This window comes from Ruminococcus bovis (genome assembly GCF_005601135.1).
GTDB lineage: Bacteria > Bacillota > Clostridia > Oscillospirales > Acutalibacteraceae > Ruminococcoides > Ruminococcoides bovis.
Genome location: NZ_CP039381.1, coordinates 2,362,005 through 2,376,974 on the forward strand (window position 1 = coordinate 2,362,005; position 14,970 = coordinate 2,376,974).

Sequence of the window (14,970 nt, forward strand, 5' to 3'; positions counted from 1 at the left end):
CCTTAGAACAAAGACATTTGTGAACTTTCAGGTAAATCGTTTAGACAACCTACATTTTTAAGTGTTTCAATAACTGCTCTGGAAACTTTAGTTTTAATAATCATTTCTTCTATTGAAAGATACTTATTTTTCTTGCCACATTCAGCAAGAGAAATTGCAGCAGCTTCACCTATACCTGAAAGTGACATAAACGGTAGTCTAATCTTACCATCTTCTATAATAAATTTCTTAGCTTCGGATTTGTAAATATCAACAGGTAGGCACTCAATGCCCCTTGCCAACATTTCATTAATAATCTCCAAAGTAGAAAATTCTGTTTGTTCTTTAGCAGATGCTTCATTACCCTTTTGCTTGATAATCTTCATCTTTTCTCTAACTGCATCTCTGCCTTTCATTACAGTTGCACCGTCAAAATCTTCACCACGAACAGTAAAGTAAGCAGCATAATATGCAAGTGGTTTATGCACTTTATACCAACCATAACGCAAAGTAGAAATCATATAAGCAGCAGCATGAGCCTTAGGGAACATATACTTGATTTTCATACAAGAGTCAATGTACCATTCAGGAACATTGTGACTACGCATAGCTTCAAAATGTTCTTCTGTAAGTAACTTTGTGGCATTACCTTTACGGACAATTTCCATAATCTTAAATGCCATACCGGGTTCAAGACCTTTGTGCATTAAGTAAGTCATAATACTGTCACGAGTACCAATAACTTCTGAAATTGTACAAGTACCATTCTTGATAAGTTCTTGAGCATTACCAAGCCATACATCAGTACCATGAGATAGACCTGCAATCTGCATAAGGTCGGCAAAACAAGTTGGCTTTGCGTCAATCATCATCTGTCTTGTAAAGTTAGTACCACACTCAGGCAAGCTAAGTGTACCTGTTTGACAATCAATATCTTCAGGTGTAACACCTAATGCTTTTGGTGAAGTAAACAATGAATAAACATCAGGGTCTGACATTGATACTTCCATAACAGGAATACCTGTAAATTCTTCTAAGTAATGATAAACTGTAGGAGAATCATGACCAAGTTCATCAAGTTTACAAATTGTATCATGGATAGAATGGAAGTCGAAGTGAGTAGTTACATTATCGGACTTCATATCATTTGCAGGATGTTGTACCGGACAGAAATCATAAATTTCTTTACCCTTAGGAACAACAACCATACCACCCGGATGCTGACCTGTGGTTCTTCTAATACCTGTACAACCACTTGCAAGTCTTAGTTCTTCGGTTTTACTATAGACTCTACCCTTTTCTTCTTCATATTTCTTTACATAACCAATAGCAGTTTTATCGGCAACCGTTGCAATTGTACCGGCTTTAAACACATTATCGTGACCGAATAGTTCTTCTGTATATCTATGGGACTTACTTTGATATTCACCACTAAAGTTAAGGTCAATATCAGGAACTTTGTCCCCCTTAAATCCTAGGAATGTTTCAAATGGAATTTCGTGACCGTCTCTATCCATCGGTGTACCACACTCAGGACAATCCTTTGGTGGCAAGTCAAAACCTGAACCGTAACTACCGTCTGTGATAAATTCACTATGCTTACATTTACTACATACATAGTGAGGAGCAAGTGGATTAACTTCTGAAATACCTGACATTGTAGCAACAAATGAACTACCAACAGAACCTCTTGAACCTACCAAGTAACCATGGGCTTCACTATCTGCAACAAGTTTTTGTGCAGTCATATATAGAACAGAGAAACCGTATGTGTTGATAGAATTAAGTTCCTTATCAAGTCTTGCTTTTACTATTTCAGGTAATGGATCACCGTACTTTTCCTTTGCTCTTTTCCAAGTAATGGAATTAAGCTGTTCCTCAGCACCTTCAATAAATGGAGGAAAGTTACCAGGTGGAATTGGTCGTACATAATCACACATATCGGCAATTGCATTTGTATTTTTAACTACAATTTCATATGCCTTTTCTTCACCCAGATAATCAAATTCCTTTAGCATTTCTTTAGTTGTTCTAAAGTAAAGTGGTGCTTGTTGGTCAGCATCAGCAAAGCCTTTTGATGCTTGTAAAATCTTACGATAGTCCTTATCGTGAGGGTCTAGGAAATGAACATCACAAGTAGCAACAACAGGAAGATTAAGTTCTTCACCAAGTCTTACAACAGTTCTGTTATACTTGATTAAGTCTTCTCTTGTAGCACTACTGTTTCTAATCATAAATTCATTGTTGCCTAAAGGCTGAATTTCAAGGTAATCATAGAATGATGCAATATCTTTAAGTTCTGCCCAAGGTTTACCGGAAGTAATTGCTCTGAAAAGCTGACCGGCTTCACAAGCAGAACCGATAATTAAGCCTTCTCTATGCTTAATAAGTTCAGACTTTGGAATTCTAGGCTTTCTATAAAAATACTTTAAATGAGCATAAGAAATAAGTTTATATAAATTTTTTAAACCAACTTGGTTTTTAACAAGAATAATCTGATGATAAGCAGGTAGTTTCTTTTGATCTGCACCGTTAAGGTGAGTATTAATATCCATAGTTGACTTAACTGCATAATCATCCACCAATCTATCACATAGACTAATGAAAATTCTTGATAGAATTTCAGCATCATCAGTCGCTCTATGGTGGTTAAAGTTACCTAGTCTTAAATATTTAGCAACTGTATCCAGTTTGCAATTCTTAATATCCGGTAAAATTGAACGACAAATCGCAACTGTATCAATAGAAGTTAGGTTGTATTCTACACCCATTCTATCGCAAACTGCTCTAATAAATGATGTATCAAATGGAGCATTATGAGCAACTACAACTGCACCGTCTACAAACTCTAGGAAGTCTTTTACTGCTTCTTCATCAAGTGGTGCATCCTTAACCATACCATCATTGATACCTGTAAGTTCAACAATCTTTTCAGGAATTGGCTTTTCGGGATTAACAAAAGTTTCAAATGTATCTACTACAACACCATTCTTGATTTTTACTGCACCGATTTCAGTAATCTTTTCTTTCTGTGCAGAAAGTCCTGTAGTTTCTATATCGAAACAAACAAATGTACCGTCAAGACTTTCATCCTGTGTACCTTTAACTGCAGAAACAAAGTCATCAACAAAGTAGGCTTCACAACCATAAATAACTTTGATTTTGTTTTCGTCTTTATTAATTTTTTCAGCTGTATTCATAGCTTCCGGAAAAGCCTGTGCTACACCATGGTCGGTAATAGCAACTGCTTTGTGTCCCCATTTATATGCACGATTAACAATATCACTTGCAGAAGAAATACCATCCATATCGGACATATTGGTATGCATATGTAGTTCTACACGCTTTTCATCAGCGTTGTCTTTTACATCAATTTTTTCAGTAAAACCGATAGAACGAGCATTTAGTACAAGTTCACCTGCATATCTATCGTTTTCAATATCACCATCGGCAATAATTGTTTGACCTTTCTTAATTTGGTCAAGGACTTTTGTAGAGGCTATATCACCGAAAACTTTTACATTTACAGAACCTGAATAGTCGGTACATAGAATATTGAAAATATTTTTATCTCCTGAACGAGTAACCTTCTTTTCAACACTAAACACATCACCCCATACTGTGATTTTGCCGGTATCATAGGCAATATCACTCATTGGTGAAGGTGCTTTCTTGATAGTTCTACCGTAAAGTGGTCTGCACTTTTGTAGGTTAACTTGAGGATAAAGGAACTTACCCTCTCTGACTTCTACAAAGCCTTCTTTGTTCTGTAGTCTTTCTTCAGCATTTTCTTCAAGGCGTTTTTCTTCAATAGCATAAGTTTGAACCACTTGTTGAACTTCTTGTCTTACTGTTGTTTGTTCAACAGTTTTCTGTTCTTCAATATAAGATTCATTTTCGGCATCCATTTCTAGGACACCATCAACATTTACTTTAATTAGTAAACCAAATCTCTCTTGTACAAGGTTCTGCAACTCATGGTTAAAATTCTTTGCCTTTAGTAATGCACCACCACCATGTTTAATGGTAATGTTAAGCAAATTGTTTTCAAAAGTTACTTCACAATCTTTGAATGTACCGTTAAGAGTTGGAATTCTGTTTCTCAACTCATTAAGTAACTCATCAAAACAATCAGCAGAAAATAGTGATGAATTAAACTTTGGTGTAATAATTACCTTGCTTAGTGCAAGTTTAGAATTCATCAATTCACTGTTTAGGCTAGAAAGTTCTGTATCACTAAAAAGCCTATCACAATGTATTATGAAAGACAAAGTTCTTGTACCTTTATTTATTCTTAAATTTTCCACTTGAGAATGTACCAGACTTTCGTCTAGTACATCCTCACATATGTAGTCTGAAAAAATTTCTTTAACTGAACTCATTTATACTTCTCTATTTCTTACAATTTATCAATTTCTTCTACTAATCTATCAAGTAGTTGGTCTTCCGGTACTTTGCAAATAATTTCACCTTTTTTGAAGATAAGACCAACCTTATCACCACCGGCAATACCAATATCAGCTTCTCTTGCTTCTCCAGGTCCGTTAACAATACAACCCATAATTGCAACTTTAATATTCTTCTTGCAATCCTTAAGTCTTTCTTGTGCCTCATTTGCCAAAGCTATTAAGTCAATCTTTGTTCTGCCACAAGTAGGACAAGATACAAACTGAATACCACCATCGTACATATCAAGTGACTTTAGAATATCTTTAGCTGCATAAATTTCCTTTACAGGGTCAGCAGTAAGGCTGACACGAATTGTGTCACCAATACCTTGTACTAATAAAGCACCAATACCGGCAGCAGACTTAATAATACCCATTCTCTCAGTTCCGGCTTCTGTTACACCTAGGTGAAGTGGATAATCACATTGCTGAGATGCAAGTTCATATGCTTCAACCATATTTTTAACTGAAGAACTTTTCATTGAAAGAACAATATCGTTAAAGTCAAATTTTTCTAAAAGTGAAGCATGATATAGTGCTGAGTCACAAAGTGCTTGTGGTGTAGGACTTCCATACTTTGCAAGAATTGACTTTTCAAGTGAACCTGAATTTACACCAATTCTAATAGGAATACCGTTATTTGCACAAGCATCGGCAACTGCCTTAACATTGCTATCATCACCGATATTACCCGGATTAATTCGGATTTTGTCAACACCGGCTGCAACTGACTCAAGAGCAAGTTTGTAGTTAAAATGAATATCAGCTACAACAGGAATTGAAATATTCTCCTTTAGTGCTGAAATAAGTTTAACTGCTTCCATATCAGGTACGGCAGCTCTGACAATATCACAACCTGCTTCTTCAAGAGCTTTTGCTTGTTTTACACTATCTTCAATATTATGTGCCGGTATATTTAGCATAGATTGAATTGCAATCTTCTCTCCACCACCAATAACAACATTACCGGCTTTTACTTTTCTTTTACTTGCCATAAAATCACCAAATTAATTTAAAAATATCATTAGCAGTAATTAAAATCATTAATAAGATTAGTAGTCCCATACCAATTCCGTTGACAATAGCTTCAACCTTTCTTGGTACAGACTTACCTCTAATTGCTTCAATAATCAAGAAAACAAATCTACCACCATCAAGTGCAGGAAATGGTAACATATTAAATAAACCTAAGTTTACTGTAATAATCATCATAACATAGATTATACTATTTACAGCACTCATAAATCCTGATGATAGGCTTTCTGATGCAACAGTAGTAACTGCTGAGGCAATACCGATAGGACCTGACATATCCTTTAGTCCAAACTTACCGGTTAACAGACCACCTAAACTTGCATATATCATCTTACAAGTTGAGATTGTTTGTTTAAATGTTTGAGAAAGAACTGAACCAAATGTCTTTTCAATAGGCTTTACATAAAAGTCAATTGAAACCTGAGGGTCACTGTTGTCTTTAGTTGTATAAGTAAAGAACTGTACATTCTTTAGTAGTTTTTCTTCACCGTTTCTCTCAACTAAAATATCAGCAGTATAACGCTTACGGGTTTCTTTCTCTACAATTTTTTCGACCTTATAATCTTTGATACCACAAGCATCATTTATTTCCTTGTAATAATTTTCGTAAACAGAATAGGCATCTTCTTTACTTTTTGCCTTTACTATTTCACTAGTTGACTTAGAAAGTAGTTCATTAACTTTACTTACTTGTTCATCACTAAGTTTATTATTTTTATCTTGAACCAAGCTAACTGCCATATTATAAAGATTATTGCCACAGTCCTCTTTATAAATCTCTAATGTTGAACCGTCAACAGTTTTAAGTTCAGCAGTAGAAATTGGGTAGTTAAAATCCATACTAGTGGATATTCCATATCCGTTAATTTCCTTAATCACATCTCCTGACTGCAAACCTGTACAAGAAGAAAATGATGTTGCCGGAAATGACTGTACTTCAGTTGAAGAATAAGCATCTTGTTGTACTACTACAACAAACATCAACACAAAACCAAGAATAATATTCATAACTGCACCGGCAATTATAACTATCATTCTTTTCCAGACCTTTGCATTATTGAATGCTCTAGGTTCAGGTGACTCTTCATCTTCACCTTCCATAGCACAGAAACCACCGATAGGAAAAACTCTAAGCGAATACTTAGTTTCACCTTTTCCGAAAGAAAAAATCTTTGGACCCATACCAAGAGAAAATTCGTTAACCTTAATTCCACTTTTCTTAGCAGTAATAAAGTGGCCAAATTCATGAATAAAAATAATTAATTCAAATAGCAATACACCAATAAGAATTAATGCAATAGTTGTTAAAACAGAAGTAATTTTAATCTCCTCCAATTACTTGACAGAATCTAATACATACTGTCGTGCAGATTTATCAGCACTTAATACATCTTCTACTCTCTTTATCTCCTGTACTTCCACATTATTTAATGCATCATACACAAGGTCACCAATTTCTAAGAATTTAATTTTGCCATCTCTAAACATTTTGTTGGCAACCTCATTTGCACCATTAGCAATAGCCAGTGCAGTTCCTCCAATTTCAATAGCCTTTTTACAAGCTCTTAAACACTTAAATGTATCATAATCAGGCTTATAGAAAGACAAATTGGAAATTTCTGTTAAATCAAGTTCTTTAACAGGACTTTCATATCTGTTTGGATATGTAATAGCATACTGAATAGGAATTCTCATATCAGGTAATCCCAACTGTGCTATAACAGAATTATCCACAAATTCAATCATACTATGAATAATTGACTCTCTGTGAACCACAACATCAATCTTATCTTGTGGCATATCAAACAACCAACTTGCCTCAATAATTTCAAGACCTTTGTTCATCATTGATGCTGAGTCAATTGTAATCTTTGCACCCATAGACCAGTTAGGATGATTAAGAGCATCTTTAACTGTAACATCCTTTAGGTCATCAATTTTCTTACCAAAGAACGGACCACCTGATGCAGTAAGAATTAATTTCTTAAGTTCTTTCTTTTGGTTCATACCTTGTAAACATTGGAAGATAGCTGAGTGTTCACTATCTACAGGGTACATATTTACATTATTCTTCTTTAATGCATCCATTACAAGGCTACCACCTGCAACTAAAGTTTCTTTATTTGCCAAAGCAATATCCTTATGTGCATTAATAGCAGCTAAAGTTGGTGTTAAACCAACCATACCAACAACAGAATTCAGAACCATATCTGCTGAAGAAATTGTAGCTGCTTCAATAAGTCCATCCATACCTGAAAGGACTTTTGTATTAGTATCGGCAATTTTTGTTTTAAATTCTTTTGCCTTATCTTCGCAAAAAACAACAGCAAGAGAGGGTTTAAACTCTCTCACCTGTTGTTCTAAAATATCAATATTACTATATGCAGTTATAGCTGATATATTTAAGTTTAGTTTGCGAGATACATCAAGAGCCTGAGTTCCGATTGAACCTGTTGAACCCAAAATTGATATATTCTTAACCATTTTAACCTCTTACATAATAATCACAGTAAATAGTGTTACTACATAAACAAATGGTGCAGTAACAATAACACTATCAAATCTATCTAGCATACCACCATGTCCCGGCATAATACTACCATAGTCCTTAATGCCAAGAGTTCTCTTAATAATAGAGAATGAAAGATCACCTAGCATAGATAGTGGTGTATTAACAAGTCCGATAATAATTAATGCCCAATAATTAATGTAATCATAACCGAAAATAAAGTTAAAGATTAGACCGATAATAACGGCACTAAGAATACCGGATAAAACACCACCGGCTGCACCTTCAATAGTCTTTTTTGGACTGATTTCCGGGCAAAGTTTATGCTTACCATACTTAACACCGGCAAAATAAGCACCGGCATCAGCAATCCAAGGTACACCCATAATAAGTACTGCATAGAAAGCAGTATAAATATCAAACAATGTTGTTAAGTAAGTTGTTGCGCCCATACCTGTTGTAATAAGTACAGTTGTAAAGAATGCATAGGCAATATCCCCTAGCCTGACTTCATGATGGAAGAACACCATCATACAAAGCATTGCAATTAGGTAAATAAAGAATGGCAAGAAATTAAATCTTGTAAATGATACCATAGGCATTGCAAAGCCAAAGGCAATACTTAACAAACTGATTCTGTATTCTTTTAATAGTTTCTTGGCTGTTAACACTTCTGACACCATAAGTGCAGTAAGAAGTGAAAGAATAATTGTAGTAAATAGTGGTGAAACAAACTGACTTAATAGCAATACAACAATTGCTATTGAAATACCAACACCAGCAGTAATAAGCCTAGTTTTCATATTATCCTCCTAAACCCCACCAAATCGACGGTTTCTCTTGGCATATTCAATTAAGGCATAATTCATATCATCAAAGTTAAAATCAGGCCACAACTTATCCATAATTACATATTCGGAATATGCAGATTGCCACAATAGGAAGTTGGAAGTTCTATATTCTCCGGATGGTCTAATAATTAAATCAGGATCAGGCTGACCGGCAGTATAAATATTATTTGAAATAGTATCTTCTGTTATATCATCAACAGAAAATTCACCATTCTTAACCTTTTCTGCTATAGACTTTGTAGCCATAACCAGTTCATCACGACCACCGTAGTTCATAGCTAGGTTAAGAACCATACCATCTCTGTCTTTACTACCTTCTTCAGCATCAATCATTAGCTTTTGTAAATCTTCAGAAAAGCCATGAATGTCACCGATAAACTTTAGCTTAATAACATCATCTTGGAAATCTCTCAACGCTTCTTCAAGGTACTGTTTAAACAGTTTCATCAAAGCATCAACTTCATCCTGAGGTCTTTTCCAATTCTCTGTAGAAAAGGCATACATAGTAAGGTACTTAATGCCAATATCACTACAATAACGAATTATCTTTCTAAAGTTCTTTGCACCGGCAGAATGTCCGGCACTACGAGGTAAACCTCTCTTCTTAGCCCATCTGCCGTTACCATCCATAATAATTCCAACATGTTCAGGTAGAATAATGTTGTCTATTGAATATTCTTGTTTTTTTCTAAATAAAGCCATATTAGATTGCCATAATTTCCTTTTGCTTTTTCTCAGAAATAGCATCTATTTCTTTAGTGAATTTATCAGTAATATCCTGAACTTTCTTTTCACCGTTCTTCTGGTCATCTTCTGTAATATCACCGGACTTCTTAAGAGCCTTAATCTTATCAATAGCTTCTCTTCTGGCATTACGAACCTGTACCTTAGATTCCTCAGCCATTTCCTTAATTTCCTTAACAATTTCTTTTCTTCTGTCCTCTGTTAGAGGTGGGAAGTTAAGTCTTAGAACCTTACCGTCATTCTGAGGGTTAATACCAACATCAGACATCTGAATTGCTCTTTCTAGGTCCTTTAGTAGAGAAGTATCCCAAGGCTGAACAACTAGTGTTCTGGCTTCGGCAATTGAAACTGCAGCAACCTGATTTACAGGTGTTGGTGTGCCATAGTAATCAACTGTTACCTTATCAAGAACTGCAGGGTTTGCTCTACCAGCACGTATACCACTGTATTCTTCTTCCAGGTGGTTAACTCTTCTCTGCATTTTATCCTTTGTACCATTAATAACTGTTTGCATTTATATATCCTCCAAATTACTTTTCACAAATTGTACCAATATTTTCACCACATACTGCTCTAAAAATATTGTCAGGTTCGTTAACACTAAATACTAAGATAGGCATATCGTTATCCTTGCATAGTGAAGCAGCTGTGCTATCCATAACAGCTAGATTATTAGCAAGAACTTCATCATATGTAACCTTATCATATTTCTTAGCATTAGGATTCTTCTTAGGGTCGCTATCATAAACACCATCAACCATTGTAGCTTTCATAATAATGTCAGCATCAATTTCTACTGCACGAAGAGCAGCAGCAGTATCTGTACTAAAGAATGGGTTACCTGTACCACAACCAAAGATTACAACTCTACCCTTTTCAAGGTGACGAACTGCACGGTTACGAATGTATGGTTCAGCAACCTGTGGCATTGAAATAGCTGTCATAACTCTAACATCAACACCTTCTTGTTCAAGTGTATCGCCAACACCTAAAGCATTGATAGTTGTAGCTAGCATACCCATATGGTCTGCTCTTGTTCTGTCCATTTTACCTGAACTTCTGCCACGCCAGAAGTTACCACCACCAACAACAATAGCAACCTGTACACCTGCATCAACACACTTCTTGATTGACTTACAAAAAGTTTCAACTATGTCAAAGTTAATACCTTTCTTTTCATCACCGGCTAGAGATTCACCGGATAATTTAAGAAGAACTCGATTATATTTCTTTTCCATGGAAATTACACTCCTATCCATAATATATATTTTTAGACACTATAATTGTACACTAAACCAAAGAAATTGTAAAGTTAATTATTAATGATTTTTAACAAAAAATATAAACAAAAAAGGCTACCTCGTATGAGATAGCCTTAAATATAAGCAAAATTTAATTACTTAGTCATTGCTGCAACTTCTGCTGCGAAGTCGTCTTCACGTTTTTCAATGCCTTCGCCCTTTTCAAAACGAACGAATTCAGTAATTTCGATAGAACCACCAAGTTCTTTAGCAGTGTTGTTTGTGTACTGCTGAACAGAAATCTTGTTTTCCTTAACGAAAGCCTGGTCTAGTAGGCAGTTTTCCTTATAGAACTTGCCAATCTTACCCATAACAATCTTATCAGCAATTGCTTCAGGCTTACCTGAATTAACAACTTCAGCCTTCATAATTTCTTTTTCATGTTCTAGAACTTCTGCTGGAACATCTGATTCCTTTAGATATGGTGTGTTAAGAGCAGCAATCTGCATTGCAACATCCTTACCATATGTTACGAATTCAGGCTTGTCAGCTAGGTCAGTCTTGAAGTTAACAAGAACACCGATAACGCCACCGGCGTGAACATAAGCTACACAAGCACCTTCCATTAGCTTGAAACGACGAATCTGAATGTTTTCGCCGATAACAAGAACCTTTTCCTGAAGTAGTTCAGCAACTGTCTTGTCTGTGCCTGATGCGTTACAAGCTAGTAGAGCTTCAACATCAGCAGGATTATTATCAATAACTGTCTGAGCACAAGTATTTACAAATGCCTGGAAATCAGCATTCTTTGCAACGAAGTCAGTTTCAGCATTAACTTCGATTACAACGCCCTTCTTGTGATCTTCTGTAGTCATAGCAAAAGCCATACCTTCAGCAGCAACTCTGCTTGCCTTCTTAGCCTGCTTTGCAAGACCCTGTTCTCTTAAAAAGTCAACAGCCTTTTCCATATCGCCGTCTGCTTCAACTAATGCCTTTTTACAGTCCATCATACCGCAGCCAGTCTGTTCTCTTAAAGCCTTAACATCTTTTGCTGTAAATGATGCCATTTATATCATCCTTTCGTGGTAATTATATAATTTAAAATAGAATATTAATTATTCTTCTTCAGCTGCTTCTTCTTCAACAACTTCAGCAGCACCCATCTGACCTTCTCTGCCTTCGATAACAGCATCAGCCATTGCACCGGCAATTAGCTTAACTGCACGGATAGCGTCATCGTTACCAGGGATAACATAGTCGATTTCGTCTGGGTCACAGTTTGTATCAACAATAGCAACGATAGGAATATTTAGCTTCTTTGCTTCTGCAACTGCGATTCTTTCTTTTCTTGGGTCGATGATAAATAGAGCACCTGGAAGTTCATCCATGTCCTTAATACCACCTAGGAACTTTTCAAGCTTTTCAATTTCAAGGTTTAGCTTGATAACTTCCTTCTTTGGTAGAAGATCAAATGTACCGTCTTCTTCCATAGCACGAAGCTGCTTTAGACGAGCAACTCTTCTTCTGATTGTTGTGAAGTTAGTCATCATACCACCAAGCCATCTAGCGTTTACATAGAAAGCACCGGCACGAAGAGCTTCTTCCTTAACAGATTCCTGAGCCTGTTTCTTTGTACCAACGAAAAGAACGCTCTTACCTTCTGTTGAGATTTCCTTTACGAAGTTATAAGCTTCGTCAAGTTTCTTAACGGTCTTCTGTAAATCAATAATATAGATACCGTTTCTTTCTGTGAAGATGTATTCTGCCATTTTAGGGTTCCATCTTCTTGTCTGGTGACCAAAGTGTACACCAGCTTCTAATAGCTGTTTCATTGAAACTACTGCCATTTTTAATTTCCTCCTTAGGTTAAATCCTCCGTGAGTGTTATTGATTTTAATTGCCGAAGTTAAGTTACCACCATGACAATTAGCACCCACGTGCGTAATGCGATAGATATTTTATCATAAATAAAACGAAAAATCAAGTGCTTTTGTAAGAAAAACACTTGATTTTTTCTGTGTTGTAAATAGATATGACCCGTTTTAGGGTAAAAATAAAATATGATTTAATATTTCGCTTGTTTTACTGACTTTTTGATTATGAATTATCAGTTAATGGATTTCAATTCTAACTTTTCACTCAATAACTGCATTGGACTTTTGTATTCAAGTGTTCTCATTGTCTTGTTATTACTCCATTCTAAATGTCCTTTTAACTTTGTATTTAATTCTTCAATATTTTTGAATGTTTCCCAATCATAGAAATATCTTTGGTCGTTTCTATGACTTCTTTCTACCTTCCCATTGTGCCAAGGTGTTCGTGGTGGTATTAATTTATGATTTATACCTAATTTGTTCAATTCTATTTCAAAGGACTTTTCACTTCACTGCTTTGATATTTATATGTGAACTCTCTTCCGTTATCTGTTTGAACCGTTTTATTTTAAACGGAAATTCTTTTAATAACATTTTCAAGAATTTAGTTGAGTTTTCCGGTGTATGTTCTTCAAACCCATATACAAATCTCATTCTTGTACATTCATCTATTGCAGTCCATTGATAAAAATGCTTTCCGTCCCTTAAAGCCTTGCCTCTTAAGCAATTGTATGGCACTTCTTTTACATCTATCTGCACCTTTTCTCCAGGTATTAACAGCTCCGGATATCTTCTATGATTACGGCTCTTTTTCTTGGTCTTTTTATATTTTACTAAGCCCATTCTTTTTGCAGCATATATCATTCCTGAATAGCTTCTTGTATATCCTTTTCTCTTTAAATCACTGTATACTCCATCCCATCCATATCTTTCATAGCACTTTTTAAAAGAATTTCTAATTTGTCTTTCTTCTCTTTTTGTGTGTCTGTTGGGATGACTATGTGGTCTGCGTGATTTAGGCAATAGCGATTGCCAGGTACCGTCATATTGTTTACACCATCTCTTTACGCTTGAAAGACTTACACCGTACACTCTACTTGCTTCGCTTTTTCCTTTTCTTAGTGCGTATTTTACTATGGCTTGCTTTTTCTTTGCTTCTTGTGTTATTATATTCATGAGGAGTACTTCTTTCTTAGGTTAATGTTTTTGAGCGATTCCATTATACCATATTTTGAAGTTACTCCTCTTTTTTATTGGGTCATATCATTTTAGCACATACATTTTGTAAGAAAAACACTTGATTTTTTATAGTTTTATGTAATTTTAAGTATTGATTATCTGTCAAAGAACCTTACATCTTTATATGTAAGCAAATAATCTTGAGATTCATGCCATTTGCTTTCGCATAATCTAGGATTGTAGAAATATAAAATTCTATGCTGAATAGCTGAATGACCTTCTTCTAAAATGTACTTAACTGCTTTTCTTGCTGCACTGTTTGGCTTGTACTTAATACTACCGTCATAACCATAACCTGTTCTTACTGAATCAATAGATTTAAAGTTACCCATTACATATGTATCTCTGATAGCCTGAGCTACAAGGCAACAACCATAAAAACCCATTGAACCGGCTTCACCCATTACAAGTCTACCTGCAATATCAAGGTCTTTATCGGTCATCTTGATTTTTACACCATCATACTTATAATTAGGGTCAGGATTTTTAATAGCAATTAAGTAACCGGCTGAAAGTTGTCTTTTCTTGGAGCTTTCACTTGGTTCGGAAAGTGTACGCAACTTAGTACCTTTAACATCTTGATTTTTCTTTACATGGTAATAATCAAGTGTTTCGGTTTCGTACTCTCTTGTAGTAGTTGTTGTTTTAATCTGTTCTTCAGAACCTTTTTCTGTTGGAGTTCTGTCATTTTTCTTAACAGCTACTTGGTATTGCTTTGTTGATGACTGAGTTGTTGGCTCAGTTACCTGCTGAGTTGTTGAAGAAATTTCAGCTTCACCAAACATATCAAAGGCATTACCATAACCCATACCAACATACTCGTCACTGCTTTCGCTGTTTAAAGAACCTTTTTCGTCCTCATAAGCAATTTCGGTTAGTGCAGTAACCCTTGGATAAAGTATAGCAAGTGGAGTTAAAGTTATAGCAACAACAAGAAAGACAATCAATAATCTTACTTTCATTGATTTACTCATTAAAATTCCTCTTTAGTTTTTAATTTGAAGAAAAACCTTCACTATTTATTATATTACTTTAGAATATGTATTTCAA

At 35.3% G+C, this 14,970-nt stretch carries 13 protein-coding genes; all 13 read right to left on the minus strand.

Annotation, left to right across the window (positions count from 1 at the left end; all coding sequences use genetic code 11):
* Positions 1 to 2 precede the first annotated feature (2 nt).
* Positions 3 to 4,361 (minus strand): PolC-type DNA polymerase III, encoded by a 4,359-nt coding sequence (locus E5Z56_RS11175; protein ID WP_138157858.1) that lies wholly within the window; start codon positions 4,359 to 4,361, stop codon positions 3 to 5.
* A 17-nt stretch (positions 4,362 to 4,378) separates the two neighbouring features.
* A complete protein-coding gene (ispG, locus tag E5Z56_RS11180; protein ID WP_138157859.1) occupies positions 4,379 to 5,422 on the minus strand; it encodes a flavodoxin-dependent (E)-4-hydroxy-3-methylbut-2-enyl-diphosphate synthase in 1,044 nt (347 codons plus the stop codon).
* Positions 5,423 to 5,426: 4 nt separating this feature from the next.
* On the minus strand, positions 5,427 to 6,797 hold the full coding sequence (gene rseP / locus E5Z56_RS11185; RefSeq protein WP_232842448.1) for an RIP metalloprotease RseP: 1,371 nt from the start codon (positions 6,795 to 6,797) through the stop codon (positions 5,427 to 5,429).
* On the minus strand, positions 6,798 to 7,946 hold the full coding sequence (locus E5Z56_RS11190; RefSeq protein WP_138157860.1) for a 1-deoxy-D-xylulose-5-phosphate reductoisomerase: 1,149 nt from the start codon (positions 7,944 to 7,946) through the stop codon (positions 6,798 to 6,800).
* A gap of 9 nt (positions 7,947 to 7,955) precedes the next feature.
* Positions 7,956 to 8,774, minus strand: a complete 819-nt coding sequence (locus E5Z56_RS11195; RefSeq protein ID WP_138157861.1) for a phosphatidate cytidylyltransferase — start codon at positions 8,772 to 8,774, stop codon at positions 7,956 to 7,958.
* A 9-nt stretch (positions 8,775 to 8,783) separates the two neighbouring features.
* On the minus strand, positions 8,784 to 9,524 hold the full coding sequence (locus tag E5Z56_RS11200) for an isoprenyl transferase (RefSeq protein WP_138157862.1): 741 nt from the start codon (positions 9,522 to 9,524) through the stop codon (positions 8,784 to 8,786).
* Between the two features lies 1 nt (position 9,525).
* The gene (frr, locus tag E5Z56_RS11205; RefSeq protein WP_138157863.1) at positions 9,526 to 10,080 is read right to left on the minus strand and encodes a ribosome recycling factor; all 555 of its coding nucleotides are present in this window, start codon (positions 10,078 to 10,080) and stop codon (positions 9,526 to 9,528) included.
* A gap of 16 nt (positions 10,081 to 10,096) precedes the next feature.
* Positions 10,097 to 10,804, minus strand: a complete 708-nt coding sequence (gene pyrH / locus E5Z56_RS11210; RefSeq protein ID WP_022506326.1) for a UMP kinase — start codon at positions 10,802 to 10,804, stop codon at positions 10,097 to 10,099.
* Between the two features lie 158 nt (positions 10,805 to 10,962).
* A complete protein-coding gene (tsf, locus tag E5Z56_RS11215; RefSeq protein ID WP_138157864.1) occupies positions 10,963 to 11,874 on the minus strand; it encodes a translation elongation factor Ts in 912 nt (303 codons plus the stop codon).
* Between the two features lie 48 nt (positions 11,875 to 11,922).
* Positions 11,923 to 12,654, minus strand: a complete 732-nt coding sequence (gene rpsB / locus E5Z56_RS11220; RefSeq protein WP_022506328.1) for a 30S ribosomal protein S2 — start codon at positions 12,652 to 12,654, stop codon at positions 11,923 to 11,925.
* A gap of 260 nt (positions 12,655 to 12,914) precedes the next feature.
* Positions 12,915 to 13,166 carry an integrase core domain-containing protein gene (locus tag E5Z56_RS11225; RefSeq protein WP_175405487.1) on the minus strand — a complete coding sequence of 84 codons (252 nt, stop codon included), beginning with the start codon at positions 13,164 to 13,166 and terminating at the stop codon, positions 12,915 to 12,917.
* Positions 13,167 to 13,185: 19 nt separating this feature from the next.
* Positions 13,186 to 13,857 (minus strand): helix-turn-helix domain-containing protein, encoded by a 672-nt coding sequence (locus E5Z56_RS11230; protein ID WP_138157866.1) that lies wholly within the window; start codon positions 13,855 to 13,857, stop codon positions 13,186 to 13,188.
* A gap of 158 nt (positions 13,858 to 14,015) precedes the next feature.
* The gene (locus E5Z56_RS11235; RefSeq protein WP_138157867.1) at positions 14,016 to 14,894 is read right to left on the minus strand and encodes a cell wall hydrolase; all 879 of its coding nucleotides are present in this window, start codon (positions 14,892 to 14,894) and stop codon (positions 14,016 to 14,018) included.
* Between the last annotated feature and the right edge of the window lie 76 nt (positions 14,895 to 14,970).

Coding starts and splice junctions, on each gene's coding strand:
- E5Z56_RS11195 (WP_138157861.1), bottom strand. CDS start 8,774: ATGAAAACTAGGCTTATTACTGCTGGTGTTGGTATTTCAATAGCAATT.
- E5Z56_RS11175 (WP_138157858.1), bottom strand. CDS start 4,361: ATGAGTTCAGTTAAAGAAATTTTTTCAGACTACATATGTGAGGATGTA.
- rpsB (WP_022506328.1), bottom strand. CDS start 12,654: ATGGCAGTAGTTTCAATGAAACAGCTATTAGAAGCTGGTGTACACTTT.
- E5Z56_RS11200 (WP_138157862.1), bottom strand. CDS start 9,524: ATGGCTTTATTTAGAAAAAAACAAGAATATTCAATAGACAACATTATT.
- E5Z56_RS11235 (WP_138157867.1), bottom strand. CDS start 14,894: ATGAGTAAATCAATGAAAGTAAGATTATTGATTGTCTTTCTTGTTGTT.
- tsf (WP_138157864.1), bottom strand. CDS start 11,874: ATGGCATCATTTACAGCAAAAGATGTTAAGGCTTTAAGAGAACAGACT.
- E5Z56_RS11190 (WP_138157860.1), bottom strand. CDS start 7,946: ATGGTTAAGAATATATCAATTTTGGGTTCAACAGGTTCAATCGGAACT.
- ispG (WP_138157859.1), bottom strand. CDS start 5,422: ATGGCAAGTAAAAGAAAAGTAAAAGCCGGTAATGTTGTTATTGGTGGT.
- frr (WP_138157863.1), bottom strand. CDS start 10,080: ATGCAAACAGTTATTAATGGTACAAAGGATAAAATGCAGAGAAGAGTT.
- E5Z56_RS11230 (WP_138157866.1), bottom strand. CDS start 13,857: ATGAATATAATAACACAAGAAGCAAAGAAAAAGCAAGCCATAGTAAAA.
- pyrH (WP_022506326.1), bottom strand. CDS start 10,804: ATGGAAAAGAAATATAATCGAGTTCTTCTTAAATTATCCGGTGAATCT.